The following is a 13,598-nucleotide window of genomic DNA, read 5'->3' as shown; positions in this document are numbered from 1 at the left end:
AACCGGCCCGGAGAATTCCCTTTCCGGGTCGCAGGGATGTGTCCCGTGCCCTCTTTCGGGTGAGGGCCACGACTCCTCCACCCCGGACCCACGCCGCGAGGAACCCATTCATGGCAGCACACCTGTCCGACCGGAAACGCAATCACCCGCGCCCCGGCCAACAGGCTCTCGTCGCACTCCTGATCGCCGCCGCGATCACCGCACCGACCTGGTCGTGGGCGGTGATCGAGAGCCCGGTGGAGATCCGGACCACCGTCGGGCTCGCCGGGGGCCTGGCCGCGTTCCTCCTGTGCGCCGCGGTGGCCACGGCCGCCCATCAGGCGGCGGTCGCGCGCAACACCCGTGCCCACGCCGGCCGGATCGGCGCCGGCGCTCGCACGCTGGAGGAGGAGACCGGGTGGGTGGTGGACGTGCTCCTGCCCGCGCTCGCCCACGCCGTCCGCGAGGACCGCTCACCCCAGGACGTGTTGTCCGAACATCCCAGGCCCTCCCACCCCGCCGTCGATCGGCTCACGCACGCCGTCACCGCGCGGATCGCCTCGGCCGAGAGCCGGTCGACCCAGGAGCGCATGGCCCGCGCCGAGATCGAGGAGCAGATCGCCGCCCTGGCCGACGTCGGCATCCCCCTCATGCGGCTGCGCATCGATGAGGACCTGCCCACCGCGGAGGAGGTCCTCCAGCAGGAGCTGCCGCCGGTCCACCCGCCCGTCGCCCACCTGCGCGGACGCGTCCTCCAACGGATGTTGGCCGGTGACCGGCGCGCCGAGCGTGCGATGATCACGACCTCCGAGTGCGGGGCGCGCATCCAGGCGCACCTGACCACGCTGCTCGCCCAGCTGCGAGAACTCCAGGAACGCTATGGGGATCGCGGCGACATCTTCGCGGACCTGCTGGAGGTCGACCACAACGTCTCCCGAACCGGACGCCTGGCCGACCGGGTGGTCACCCTCGCCAAGGGCCGATCCGGCCGCCGCTGGACCCGCCCCATCGTCATGGAGAGCATCCTGCGCGGGGCCATGGGCCGCATCACCGCCTACCGCCGGGTCCGCCTGCACTACACCAGCAGCAGCGTCGCCGTGGTCGGCTACGCGGCCGAGGGCGTGATGCAGGCGTTGGCCGAGCTCATGGACAACGCCGCGAACTTCTCCGCCCTGGGCACCGAGGTGCACGTCTACGCGGAGGAGGGCGACAACGGCGTCACCATCACGGTCGAGGACAGCGGCATGGGTCTGCGTCACCGTGAGAGGGCGGTGGCCGAGAGCCTGCTGACCGAACCCCGCGACCTGTCCACCGTGCCCTCGGGGCGCGTGGGGCTGGCCGTCGTCGGACGCCTGGCCGACCGGTACGGGCTGCGGGTCAGTCTGCGACCCTCCGCCCGCGGTGGTATCGGCGTCGTCGTCCTCATCCCGCCGAACCTGCTGACCGAGTCGCGGCGCTCTCGGCCCGTACCGCGCCTGAGCGAGACCGGGTCCCAGGTCTCGGTGCCCGCCCCCACCCGTCCGGCTCCGGCCCACTCCGCGGCCGGACCCCAGCCCGGCACGGAACCGCCGCCTGTCCGGTCCACACCCCGGGACCCCCGACCGCCCCTGCCCCGACGCGACGGCGCCCGCGGCTCCCAGGCTCCGACCGGGGAACGACCCGGCCACGAGGGCAAGGACGCCTCGAACACCGAGAAGACCGAGAAGACCGAAGAGCAGCACTTCGAACTGCCCCAACGGCACCGTGGACTCACCCTGGCCGAAGCGGTCAGGGAGAACCCCGAACAGCTCTACCCCGACCGGAACCGGGGCGGGAACCTCTCACGCGGGGGCCTGCCCACCCGCTTCTCCGCCTTCCGGGACGCCGGAACCGACGACGAACACCACCCCGATGGCGGCGCCTGACCACGGCTCCCACCGCACACCACCGGCAGACAAGCGACCGAACAGGAACGGAGGGAGGGGCACCGGGACGCACGTCGTTCCGGGGCCGCCCCGACAACCCGATGACCACGACCGACTCCAGTCTCGACTGGATGCTGGAGAACCTGCGCAGCGGGACCACCGGTGTCCACCACGTCCTGGTGCTCTCCCGGGACGGACTCAAGATGTGCCACACCCGAGAACTCGACGTGGACCGGGCCGACCAACTCGCCGCGATATCCGCGGGCATCCAGAGCCTGTCCCTGAGCGCCTCCGCCGAGTTCGGCGACGCCACCGGCGCCGGACAGGCCATGCTCGAATACGGCGGTGGACTCCTGCTGATCGTCGGGGCCGGTGAGGGCGCCCACCTGGCCGTGGTCACCGGAACCGAGGCCGACGTCGGCGTGGTCGCCCGCCGGATGAACGAACTCGTCGACCAGATCGGCCACCACGTCGCAGTGCCTCCCCGACGGAGGCCCTACGAGAGGGACCTGAAGCGATGAGTCCCGAACCCGCCGGCAAGGAGGCGCCGGACCGGCTGTACACGGTCACGGGTGGCCGTGGCGGCACCGACGAATCCTCCCTCGACTCCGTCGCGCTCATCGTCGCCGAGTCCGAACCCGCCGCCGACATGCAGTCCGAACACGCCGACATCCTGCGGTTGTGCCCGCGTCCGATCGCGGTGGTGGAGCTGTCCGCCGAGCTCGGGCTCCCCGTCAGCGTCGTCCGGGTCCTCCTGGTCGACCTGCTCGACACGGGGGCCGTGACCGTTCGGCACCACGTACCCTCCACCTCTCAGGAAGGGCCCCGGCACGACCCCGACACGCTGAAGCAGGTGCTCCTTGCCCTCCAACGCCTCTGAGCGGATCACGCCCGCACCGGGCCGAACCCCCCTGGCCGCCACGATCGGCAACGCCCTCAAGATCGTGATCGTCGGGGGCTTCGGCGTGGGCAAAACGACCATGGTCGGAGCGGTCAGCGAGATGCGTCCGCTGAGCACCGAGGAGGTCATGACACAGGCCGGCGCCGAGGTCGACGACCTGCGCGGGGTCCGCGACAAACGCACCACGACCGCCGCCTTCGACTTCGGCCGCATCACCGTCGACGCCACCCGGGTCCTCTACCTGTTCGGCGCGCCCGGCCAGAAGCGCTTCTGGTTCCTGTGGGAACAGTTGTTCATCGGCAGCCTCGGCGCGGTCGTCCTCGTCGACACCACGCGGGTGGAGGACTCCTGGTACGCGATCGACCGGCTCGAACACCACGGCACGCCGTTCATCGTCGCGGTCAACCGTTTCGGCCCCGGCCCCGACCTGGAACGGGTGCGCGGCGCCCTGGACCTGTCCGACGACGTGCCCTTGCTGGAGTGCGACGCCCGCCGCCGTGAGTCCGGCCGCGACGTCCTGATCACCCTCGTCCACCACCTGGCCTCGATGGAGCGGGCCCGGTCCGCCCTGAAGGAGACGCCGTGAACGACAGCGCGGGGTTTCGGACCAACGTCACCACGACGACGGGTTCCGTGCCCCATTCGCCCGACCACGCCCACGCCATGCGCTTCTACGGGCCCGACATCGCCCGTGACCCGCTCTCGCTCTACGAGGAGATGCGGCGTCGCTTCGGCCCCGTCGCGCCCATCCTGCTGGACGGGGACGTGCCCGCGTGGTTCGTCCTGGGTTACCGGGAACTGCACCATGTGACCGGCCACCCCGAGTGGTTCGCCCGAGACTGTCGTCGTTGGAACCAGTGGGACCGCGTCGGCGGCGATTGGCCGTTGCTGCCCTACGTGATGTGGACCCCGTCGGTGATGTTCGCCGAGGGCGCCGATCACCGGCGGCGGGCGGGGGCCATCGGCGACGCGTTGGACGCCGTGGACCGGGCCGACCTGCACGCCGTGTGCAACCAGGTCGCCGACGGGCTCATCGACCGCTTCGCCGGGGACGGCGAGGCCGACCTGGTCAGCCAGTACGCCCACCAGATTCCGGCCGGGGTGATCGCCCGCCTGTACGGCATCCCCGCGCAGGAGGTCCCCGAGATGGTGCGGGACAACCTGCTCTCCCTGGACGTCACCGCGGAGGCGGCCGGAGCACACCAGCGGCTCCAGGAGCGGATGCGGCGGGTCGTCGCCCAACGGCGCGCGCACCCGCGCAAGGACGTCCCGTCCCGGTTGCTGACCCATCCGGCGGGGCTCACCGACGACGAGGTCCTCATGGACCTGCTCGTGATCATGTCGGCCGCGCAGGCGCCCACCGGCAACTGGATCGGCAACACGCTGCGGCTGATGCTCCTGGACGACGACTTCTCCCTGACCCTGCAGGGCGGGCGCAGCAGTGCCGACGAGGCGCTCAACGAGGTGCTGTGGAAGAACACCCCGACGCAGAACTTCATCGGCCGTTGGGCGGTACAGGCCTGTGACCTGGGTGGACGTCGGATCCAGCGGGGTGATCTGTTGGTGATGGGGATGGCCGCAGCCAACGCCGACCCCCGGCTCAACACCGGGGACCTGAGCATCCACGTCTCCAACCGGGCCCAGATGTCGTTCGGGCACGGCGAACATGGTTGTCCGTTCCCCGCGCCCAGGGTCGCGGAGGTCATCGCCCGCACCGCGGTGGAGGCCCTCCTGGACCGGCTGCCGGACGTGCGCATGGCGGTGCCGCCCGAACAGCTGCGGTGGCGGCCCTCGGTGTGGATGCGCGGCCTGTACGACCTACCGGCCCGATTCAGTCCCATCATCGGTTCCGGCCGCTGACCCGGCCGACCCGGGGCGGGGAGCGTCCCCCGCCCCGGGTACGCGTTCAGCCGCCCCGACGTGGCGAGGGCACCCCGGAGGGGGTGAACTCCAGTGGCAGGTCTCGCAGGCCGCGGGTGAACAGCCCTTCTTCCGCCGGTTCGGCGCCCGGGGCCAGGCGAACGTCGGGCATCGCGTCCAGCAGGTCGTTCACCCCGACCCGCACCTCTGCCTCGGCCAACAGCGCCCCGACGCAGAAGTGTCGGCCCAGGGCGAAGGACAGGTGTTCGGCCGCCGCCGAGAAGGACGTGGTGTCGGCGAGCTCGGCGCGGAACACGTCGAAGGTGTCGGGGTCGGCGAACCGGTCCGGGTCGCGGTTGGCCGCACCGATCAGGCAGGTGATCGTGGACCCGGCGGGCACGGTGGCGCCGCCGATCTCCACGTCCTCGGCGGGTTGGCGCATGATCATCTGCACCGGCGGGGTGTAGCGCAGGGACTCGGCGAAGGCCCTCGGGATCAACGACCGGTCATCGCGCACCGCGGCGAGCTGTTCGGGGTGGTCCAGCAGGTTCGCGAAGAGGCTCGCCAGTGCCTTGTCGGTGGTCTCGCCGCCCGCGGCCAGCAGCAGGCTGCAGAACGCCTTGATCTCCTCGTCGGTCATCCGGGTGCCGTCCACCTCGGCCTGGCACAGCCGCGACAGCAGGTCGTCGCCGGGTTCCTCGCGTCTGCGTTGGATGATCGGGATGAGGTGGTCGGCGAGTTCGTCGTGTGTGCGCAGCCCCGCCGCGGTCACCTCCGGGTCCTGGCTCAGGTTGCCGAGGAAGGCGATGATCGCGGTGTACCAGTCGTGGAAGCGGTCGTGGTCGTCCTGGTCCAGGCCGAGCATGTCCACGATGACGTTGATCGGGAACCGGGTCGCGTACTCCGACACCAGGTCCACCCGGCCGCGGTGGCGGAACCGGTCGATCAGCCTTCGGCTGTTGTGCTCGATCACCGGAAGGAAGCGTTCGCGCAGGTCCTTGCCGCGGAAGGCGGGGGCCACCAGGGCCCGCCGCACGGCGTGTTCACGGCCGTCCAGTTGCAAGATGGTGCGCCCGTGCACGGGTTCCAGTTGCCAGGCGTAGTTCTCGGTGGAGAAGACGTCGTTCTTGAACGCCCGACGCACGTCCTCGTACCGGGAGACGACGTAGCTCCCGGTGGCCTCGTGCCACAGCAACGGGGCGTCCTCACGCATCATCCGATAGGCCGCGTAGGGGTCGGCGGCGAACTCGGGGGAGAGCAGGTCCGGGACCTTGCGGGTTGTGGTCACAACGATCACGCTCCTGGAGGTGGGCCGAGCGACCACAGTAGGTAGGAGCGTCGCGGTAGACCAGAGCCCAGCGTTATATCCAGGCGAAATGCGTGATACGTCCGCCTTTGGAATGTCCGGAATGCGGGTGGACGCGCGGGATTCGGTCGGCCGAGAGCGTGACGCGTGGGGTCATGCCTGCCCGGTCGCCTCCTCGGCGGCCTCCTGGGCGATCCTTTCGAACTGGGCTCCCATGGCCTCGGCCAGGGCGGTGGCCGCGGACAGTGGGCGGACCATGACGACGAGGTCGTCGATGAGGCCCTCCTCGTTCACGTGCAGGAAGTCGCAGCCGTTGATCCACCGGTCTCCGACCTTGGCCTCGAACACCAGGGCGTGGTCACGGCCGTCGGCGTCGGCGATCTCCCGGACGTAGCGGAAGTCGCTGAAGACACGGTCGACCCCGCGCAGGATCGCGGCGGTGATGGAGCGCCCGGGATAGGGCTTGAAGGCGACGGGACTGGTGAAGACCACGTCCTCGGCGAGCAGGGCGCGGATGGCTTCGTGGTCGCCGGCCTCGACGGCCTTCCTGAAGGGATGCACGGTGCTCCGATGGTCGAACGAACATGTGCGTGGGAGGTTATCAACCGGGCCGCGGGCGGCCCGGTCGCGACCGCCCGGTAACCTCGTCGCCGTTCGCCCTCGACCGGCCCCGTCCAAGAGAAAGGCACTCCCATGAGCGAGGAGTTGTCCGCGCGCGTCGACGACCACGTCGGGGTACTGGAGATCCACCGACCACCGCACAACCACTTCTCCCTGGACGTGCTCACCGAGCTTGCCGACACCGCCGAGGAACTGGCGGCGGACGGATGTCGGGCGTTGGTGTTGTGCTCCGAGGGCAGGAACTTCTGCGCGGGGGTGGACTTCGCTGCGGGCGGTGTCGGAAACAACCCCGTGGACACCCTCAGCGCCATCTACGGGCAGGGCCTGCGTCTGTACTCGCTGCCGGTCCCGGTGATCGCCGCCGTCCAGGGCGCCGCGGTCGGCGGTGGGCTCGGGCTGGCCTGCTCGGCGGACTTCCGGGTGGCCTCGCCCGGCACCCGCTTCCACGCCAACTTCGGTCGGCTGGGACTGCACCAGGGTTTCGGGCTGACCGTGTCGCTGCCGCGCATCGTGGGCGCCCAGAAGGCCGCCGACATGTTCTACACCGCCCGTCGGATCCCGGGGGAGGAAGCGCACGCCATCGGCCTGGCCGACCACCTGGTCGAGGACGGGGCGGTCCGCGCCGGGGCCCTGGAGCACGCGCACCGGATCGCCGCGTCGGCGCCGTTGGCGGTGCGCTCCATGAAGGCCACCATGCGCGCGAACCTGCTGGCGGCCCTGCCCTCCGCGCTGGAGCGCGAGATCGTCGAACAGGCCCGTCTGATGTCCACGAAGGACAACGAGGCGGGTGTCACCGCGTCCCTGGACCGCACCGACCCCGTCTTCACGGGGGAGTGAGCCGACGGTTCAGGAACCCAGGGCGCGTTTGAGGATCTTGCCCATGTCGTTGCGGGGCAGCGCTTCCAGCACGTGGAGGCGTCGCGGGCGCTTGTGCGGGGCCAGTTGCGCGGCCACCAGGTCGGCCAGCTCCGCCAGGGTGGGCGCCTGCGCACCCCTGGGAACGATCCACGCCACGACCCGCTCGCCCAGGTCGGGGTCGGGCTCGCCGGTGACGGCGGCCTCGGCCACCCCGGGGTGCGCCAGCAGCACGTTCTCGATCTCCCCGGCGCCGATCTTGTAGCCACCGCTCTTGATCAGATCGGTGCTCTTGCGTCCCACCAACCGGACCAGACCCCGGGAGTCGACGGTGGCCATGTCCCCGGTTCGGAACCAACCGTCGTCGGTCATCGCCTCGGCGGTGGCCTCGGGACGGTTCAGGTACCCACTGAACAGGTTGGCGCCGCGCACCTGCACCTCACCGACCTCCTCGCCCGCGGGGAGCGCGGCCCCGTCGTCGCCGACCAGACGCAGTTCCACCCCGTCCAACGGGGTACCGACCGCGCCCGGGCACGGCGGGTGGTCGAGGCGGACACTGGTGTTCATCAGGGTCTCGGTCATCCCGTAGCGCTCGACGACCCGATGTCCGGTGGCGGCGGTGAGGCGTTCGTGGTCGGGCAACGGGAGCGCGGCCGAACCCGACACCAGCAGGCGGGCCCCGGCCAACGCCCGAGCCAGGGACGGATCGTCCCGCACCGCCTCGGCCAGGCGGTGGTACATGGTCGGCACCCCGAACAGGAGCGTGCCCTCGCCCTCCAGACCTCGACGGACCGCTTCGGGTTCGAATCGACCCAGGTGGTGCAGGGAACCACCCAGGTACAGGGGCCCGAACACGCCCAGGACGAGGCCGTGCACGTGGAAGAGCGGCAGACCGTGCACGAGCACGTCCCGTTCCGTCCACGCCCAGGCGTCGGCGAGCGCGTCGAGGCCGGCCAGGATCGCGCGGCGGGAGATCAGCGCCCCCTTGGGCGGGCCGGTGGTACCGGAGGTGTAGACGACCAACGCGATGGACTCGGGGTCCACCTCGCGTACGAGCGGGGGAGTGACCGGGTCGGCGGAGGCGTCGACCTCGCGCACGGGGAGATCGGCCAAGGCCTGGGGGAGCGCGACGCCGGGCGGAGCGAGCAGGAGTTCGGGTCGGCTGTCGTCGATCACGTGCCGCAGCTCCCGTTCCCCGGATCGAGGGTTGAGCGGGACGACCGGGACCCCGGCCAGGACCGCCGCGGTCACGGCCACGCAGGTGTGCGGTGACGGGGTCGCCCACACCGCGACCCGGCCGTCGGGCAGGTCGGCCGCGAGTCGGGAAGCGGCCCCGGCCAGTTCCCGGTAGGTGAGACGGTGGTCGCCGAACCGGAGGGCGGGTCGGTCGACGGGAGCTGTGACGAGGGGGAACACGGGCTGGTCCCTTCGTGGTGGACGGTGTGCCGGAACCATCCCTATACCATCGCGCGGTGCCCGACCCCTGGGAGCCGGACACCGCGCCGATGGGTTCGTTCCTCGGAGGGAACGATCGCTCACTCGAACTCGTCGACGTTCTCCTCGGTGACGACCTCCACCGGGACCATCACGGTCTCCTCCAGGCTCTCGCCCTCCACGGCGGCGATCGCGTTGCGCAGCGCGACCCGACCCAGTTCGGCGGGTTGCTGGGCCACGGACGCGTACAAGGTGCCCTCGGCGACCGCTTCGAGACCCTCGGGGGTGCCGTCGAAGCCGATCACGACGGCCTCCTCGCCACGGGAGGACAACGCCGCGGCGGCGCCGAGCGCCATCTCGTCGTTCTCCGCGAACACGGCGTCGATGTCGCCGTTGCCCTGGAGCATGTTCGTCATCACGTCCAACCCCTTGGACCGGTCGAAGTCGGCGGGCTGTCGGGCCACCACCTCGATGTCGGGGAACTCGGCGATGCCCTCCTCGAAGCCGGAACCGCGCTCACGGCTGGCGGAGGTGCCCGGGGTGCCCTGCAGCACCACGACCCGGCCCTCCTCGCCGATCGCCTCGGCCAACTCCTGGGCCGCCAACCGGCCGCCCTCGACGTTGTCGGAGGCCACCAGGGTCTCCACGTCGGCCTCGTTGACGCCGCGGTCGGCCGCGACCACGGGGATGTCGGCGTTGTTGGCACCGCCCACCGGAGGACCCGCGGCGTCGGAGTCCACCGGGTTGATCACCATGGCGGCCACGCCGGTGCTGACGAAGTTCTGGATCTGGTCGGCCTGCTGCGACGCGTCGTCCTGGGCGTCGGTGACGACCAGTTCCACACCGGCCTCGTCCGCCTCCGCCTGTGCCCCGTCCCGCATCTGCAAGAAGAACGGGTTGTTGAGGGTGGACAGCGACATCCCGATCCGGGTCGTTTCGGTCCCGGAGTTCGGGGTCAGGAACGACAGGGCGCCGACCACGAGGGCGGTCACGGCCGCCGCGACCGCGAGCTGGATCCCCCGTTTGCCACGGCCTCCGTTCGCGCCGGAACCGGCACCGGAACCCGCGCCCGCGCCACCGGAGCGGCGGCGCAGCGTGTCGAACAGGACGGCGATCGCGATGACCACACCGATGACGACCTGCTGCCAGAACGCCGACACCGACAGCAGGTTCAGTCCGTTGCGCAGCACCGCCAGGATCAGCGCACCGACCAGGGTGCCGAACGCCGAGCCCACGCCACCGGCGAGGCTGGCGCCACCGATGACGACCGCGGCGATCGCGTCCAGCTCGTAGCCCTGGGCGGCCTGTGGCTGGGCCGAGGCCAGACGGGAGGCCAGGATGATGCCGGCCACGGCCGCGAACAGACCCGACAGCGCGTAGATACCGAGCTGGTGCCGCTTGACGCGGATGCCGGACAGACGCGCGGCCTCCTCGTTGCCACCGATCGCGTACATCGCGCGTCCGGCGAAGGTCCGGCGCAGGATCACCGCGGTGACCAGCACCATCACCAGCATGATGATCACCGGGACGGGCAGCCACCCGCCCAGCGAACGGCCCAGGACGGCTACGGAGTCCGGCAGTGAGATCGGGCTGCCCTCGGACAGCACCAGGGACAGGCCGCGTCCGATCGACAACATCGCCAGGGTGGCGATGAACGAGGGCAGCCTGCCGTAGGCGACCAGCACACCGTTGACCAGACCGCACGCGACACCGGTGGCGGCGGCGAGGGGAAGCGCCAACCAGATCGGGACGCCCTGCACCGTGGCCAGGAAGCCCAGCACCGTCGCCGACAACGCCGCCACCGAACCCACCGACAGGTCGATCCCGCCGGCGATGATGACGAAGGTGACACCGAAGGCCAGGATCGCGATGACGGCGGCCTGCACACCCACGTTGAGGAGGTTCTGCGCCGTCAGGAAGTCGTCGGAGAGCAACGACATGACCACGACCAGGATGGCCAGGGCGGTCAGCGCACCGTTCTCCAGCAGGAATCTTCGTAGGGCGGACCAGGTGCCGCCGCTCTTGTCCGTATCAGTGGCCATCGTGGCCCTCCACTCCGTGCTCTTCAGTGCTCGACCGGGGGCCGGCGGCGACCGCGAGGGACATCACGGCGTCCTGTGTGGCGTCCTCCGCGGAGAGCTCCCCGGTGATGCGGCCCTGGGCCATGACGAGGATCCGGTCACTCATCCCCAGCACCTCGGGGAGGTCGCTGGAGATCATCAGCACCGCGTGACCGGAGGCGGTGAGTTCGTTGACGAGCCGGTAGATCTCGACCTTGGCGCCGGCGTCGACGCCGCGGGTCGGCTCGTCCAGGATCAGCACCCGAGAGTCGGCCAGCAGCCACTTGCCGATGACGACCTTCTGCTGGTTGCCGCCCGACAGGGTGCGCACGTGCTGGGAGATGCTCGACATGCGCACGCCCAGGTCGCCGGCGATCCGCAGGGCGGAGGCGCGCTGCCCCGCCAGGTTCACGAACCCGGCCCTGCTGGTGGGGCCCAGCGTGACCAGCCCCAGGTTCTCCTCCACGGAGGCGTCCAAGACCAGGCCCTGACCCTTGCGGTCCTCGGGGACCAGCCCCAGACCGGCGGTCATGGCCGCGTTGACGTCACCGCCGGGCAATGGACGGTCCAGGACCTCGACCGTTCCGGAATCGTAGGGGTCCGCGCCGAAGACGGAGCGGGCGACCTCGGTGCGTCCGGCACCCACCAGCCCGGCCAGCCCCACGACCTCGCCCGCGTGGACCTCCAGGTCGACGTCCTCGAAGTGACCGACCCGGGTCAGCCCCCGCACCCGCAGCAGCGACTCGCCCGTCCCGGGGCGTTCGCGCGGGTACTGTTCGTCGATGCTGCGCCCCACCATCAGGCGCACCAGTTCGTCCTCGGGGGTGTCGGCGCCCACGTGCGCGACCGAACGGCCGTCCCGCAGCACGGTCACCCGGTCGGCGAGCGCCCCGATCTCCTCCAGGTGGTGGGTGATGAAGACGATGCCCACACCCTCCTCACGCAGGCGGCGCGCGATGGTGAAGAGCCGCTCGACCTCTTCCGTGGTGAGCACGGCGGTGGGCTCGTCCATGATGAGGACCTTGGCGTTCAGACTGAGCGCCTTGGCGATCTCCACCATCTGTAGACGGGCGATGCCCAGTCCGCGCACCTTGGCGCGCGGGGACACGTCCACGCCCACGCGTTCGAGCAGCGCGGCGGCCTCGGCCTCCATGCGTCGGTGGTCGATGAACCCGAACCGGCGGGGTTGGCGGCCCAGGAAGATGTTCTCCGCCACCGTGACGTCGGGGACCAGGTTGAACTCCTGGTAGATGGTGGCGATGCCCAGCCGTGCGGCGTCCTGGGCGTCCCGGATGAGGGTTTCGGAATCCTCGACGAGGATCCGGCCGCGGTCGGGGCGGCGGGCACCGGAGAGCACCTTGATGAGGGTGCTCTTGCCGGCCCCGTTCTCACCGAGGAGGGCGTGGACCTCGCCCCGACGCAGGTCGAAGTCGACGTCGTCGAGGGCGACCACCCCGGGGAAGGCCTTACGCACCCCCTCGATGCGCAGGAGTTCGTCCGTACTACTCACGTGTGGCTCCCTTGGTTTCCGGCTCGCCGCAGGAGCGGCGCACGACGAGGTGGGCGGGCAGGACGGTGGATGAGGCGGGCGCCCCCGCGATGAGGTCGGTCAGGGCCCGCACCGCGACCCGGCCCAGCTCCGCCGTGGGTTGGGCGATCGTGGTGATCGGCGGGTCGGTGTGCGAGAACCACGGGATGTCGTCGAAGGCGGCCAGGGCGATGTCGTCGGGGACCCGCAGACCGCGCGCACCGATCTCGTCCAGGGCGCCCAGCGCCATGAGGTTGTCGGTGGCGAAGACGACGTCGGGGGGCTCCGCCAGGTTCAGGAAACGTTCGGTGCAGACGCGTCCGCTCTCGGCCTGGAAGTCGCCGCGGCCCACGTACTCATCGGGCAGCGCGAGGCCGTGGACGGCCAGGGCCGCGCGGAAGGCGTCCACGCGCTCGCGGCCGGTGGTGGTGGCCGCGGGCCCGGTGATGATGGCCAGACGCCGGTGGCCGAGCGCGTGCAGGTGGTCGACGAGGTCGGCGATGGCCGTGCGGCCGTCGGATCGGACCACGGGCACGTCGACGCCGGTGATCCAGCGGTCGACGAACACCACCGGGGTGTCCCCGGCCGCGGCCTCCAGGGTCATGGGGGAGCGGCCGTCGGCGGGGGAGACGAGGAGGCCGTCGATGCGCCGGTCCAACAGGCCGCGTACGTGGTGGTCCTCCAGGTCGGCGCGTTCGTCGGCGTTGCCGATGATGACGCTGTAGCCGAGTTCGCGGGCCTCCTCCTCCACGGCGCGGGCCAGTTCGGTGAAGTACGGGTTGAGGACGTCGCTGATGACCAGGCCGATGGTTCCGGTCCGGTGGGTGCGCAGCGAACGGGCCACGACGTTGGGGCGGTAGCCGAGCGTGCCGGCGGCGGCCAGGACCCGTTCGCGGGCGTCGTCGCTGACCGAGGGGTGTCCGTTGAGCGCCCGGGAGACCGTGGCCACGGACAGGCCGGCCGACTCGGCGACGTCCTTGATGCTCACCATGGCGTCCACACCCCTCTCTCATCTCGTGGAAACGATTACATGGTCGAAAGCGATGATGCCAGACGAGAAGGACACAAAAGTTCACACACTGGGGCCGCAGAGATCTGGAACACACGAATTTCCCGGTATGTGTGGTTTTCCGGCATGCTTCACGGAGGA

At 70.8% G+C, this 13,598-nt stretch carries 12 protein-coding genes; 6 read left to right on the top strand and 6 right to left on the bottom strand.

All coding sequences use genetic code 11. The annotated features are described in order from the left end of the window. Positions 1-110 precede the first annotated feature (110 nt). From ACWGKS_RS13140 to ACWGKS_RS13120, 5 genes are all read left to right on the top strand, one after another. On the top strand, positions 111-1,883 hold the full coding sequence (locus tag ACWGKS_RS13140) for a sensor histidine kinase (protein ID WP_358516243.1): 1,773 nt from the start codon (positions 111-113) through the stop codon (positions 1,881-1,883). A 101-nt stretch (positions 1,884-1,984) separates the two neighbouring features. Then, positions 1,985-2,404, top strand: coding sequence for a roadblock/LC7 domain-containing protein (locus ACWGKS_RS13135; protein WP_358516240.1), 420 nt, complete (start codon positions 1,985-1,987; stop codon positions 2,402-2,404). Then, positions 2,401-2,763 carry a DUF742 domain-containing protein gene (locus tag ACWGKS_RS13130; RefSeq protein ID WP_358516237.1) on the top strand — a complete coding sequence of 121 codons (363 nt, stop codon included), beginning with the start codon at positions 2,401-2,403 and terminating at the stop codon, positions 2,761-2,763. The genes ACWGKS_RS13135 and ACWGKS_RS13130 overlap by 4 nt, the downstream gene beginning before the upstream one ends. Beyond that, the gene (locus tag ACWGKS_RS13125) at positions 2,744-3,370 is read left to right on the top strand and encodes a GTP-binding protein (protein ID WP_452455606.1); all 627 of its coding nucleotides are present in this window, start codon (positions 2,744-2,746) and stop codon (positions 3,368-3,370) included. Before ACWGKS_RS13130 ends, ACWGKS_RS13125 begins: the two co-directional genes overlap by 20 nt. Before the next feature lie 77 nt (positions 3,371-3,447). Continuing rightward, positions 3,448-4,644 carry a cytochrome P450 gene (locus ACWGKS_RS13120; protein ID WP_358516246.1) on the top strand — a complete coding sequence of 399 codons (1,197 nt, stop codon included), beginning with the start codon at positions 3,448-3,450 and terminating at the stop codon, positions 4,642-4,644. 46 nt (positions 4,645-4,690) lie between these two features. Here the strand turns inward: ACWGKS_RS13120 and ACWGKS_RS13115 are convergent, their stop codons facing one another. Continuing rightward, positions 4,691-5,932, bottom strand: a complete 1,242-nt coding sequence (locus ACWGKS_RS13115; protein ID WP_452522683.1) for a cytochrome P450 — start codon at positions 5,930-5,932, stop codon at positions 4,691-4,693. 171 nt (positions 5,933-6,103) lie between these two features. Continuing rightward, positions 6,104-6,511: a nuclear transport factor 2 family protein gene (locus ACWGKS_RS13110; RefSeq protein WP_358514626.1), complete on the bottom strand. Its 408-nt coding sequence runs from the start codon at positions 6,509-6,511 to the stop codon at positions 6,104-6,106. A 132-nt stretch (positions 6,512-6,643) separates the two neighbouring features. On the opposite strand from ACWGKS_RS13110, the gene ACWGKS_RS13105 reads away from it, so the two are divergent. Next, complete coding sequence (locus ACWGKS_RS13105) at positions 6,644-7,408, top strand: enoyl-CoA hydratase/isomerase family protein (protein WP_452455608.1); 765 nt, start codon at positions 6,644-6,646, stop codon at positions 7,406-7,408. A gap of 9 nt (positions 7,409-7,417) precedes the next feature. Here the strand turns inward: ACWGKS_RS13105 and ACWGKS_RS13100 are convergent, their stop codons facing one another. From ACWGKS_RS13100 to ACWGKS_RS13085, 4 genes are all read right to left on the bottom strand, one after another. Continuing rightward, complete coding sequence (locus ACWGKS_RS13100) at positions 7,418-8,842, bottom strand: acyl-CoA synthetase (protein ID WP_452522680.1); 1,425 nt, start codon at positions 8,840-8,842, stop codon at positions 7,418-7,420. Positions 8,843-8,961: 119 nt separating this feature from the next. After that, positions 8,962-10,902 carry an ABC transporter permease/substrate-binding protein gene (locus tag ACWGKS_RS13095; protein WP_452522678.1) on the bottom strand — a complete coding sequence of 647 codons (1,941 nt, stop codon included), beginning with the start codon at positions 10,900-10,902 and terminating at the stop codon, positions 8,962-8,964. After that, complete coding sequence (locus ACWGKS_RS13090) at positions 10,892-12,430, bottom strand: sugar ABC transporter ATP-binding protein (protein ID WP_452522676.1); 1,539 nt, start codon at positions 12,428-12,430, stop codon at positions 10,892-10,894. Before ACWGKS_RS13090 ends, ACWGKS_RS13095 begins: the two co-directional genes overlap by 11 nt. Then, entirely contained in the window at positions 12,423-13,439 is a 1,017-nt protein-coding gene (locus ACWGKS_RS13085; RefSeq protein WP_358514616.1) for a LacI family DNA-binding transcriptional regulator, read from the bottom strand. Before ACWGKS_RS13085 ends, ACWGKS_RS13090 begins: the two co-directional genes overlap by 8 nt. Positions 13,440-13,598: the final 159 nt, after the last annotated feature.

The organism is Nocardiopsis sp. NPDC055879, assembly GCF_053615935.1.
This window is presented reverse-complemented; position numbering and strand designations above follow the sequence as displayed.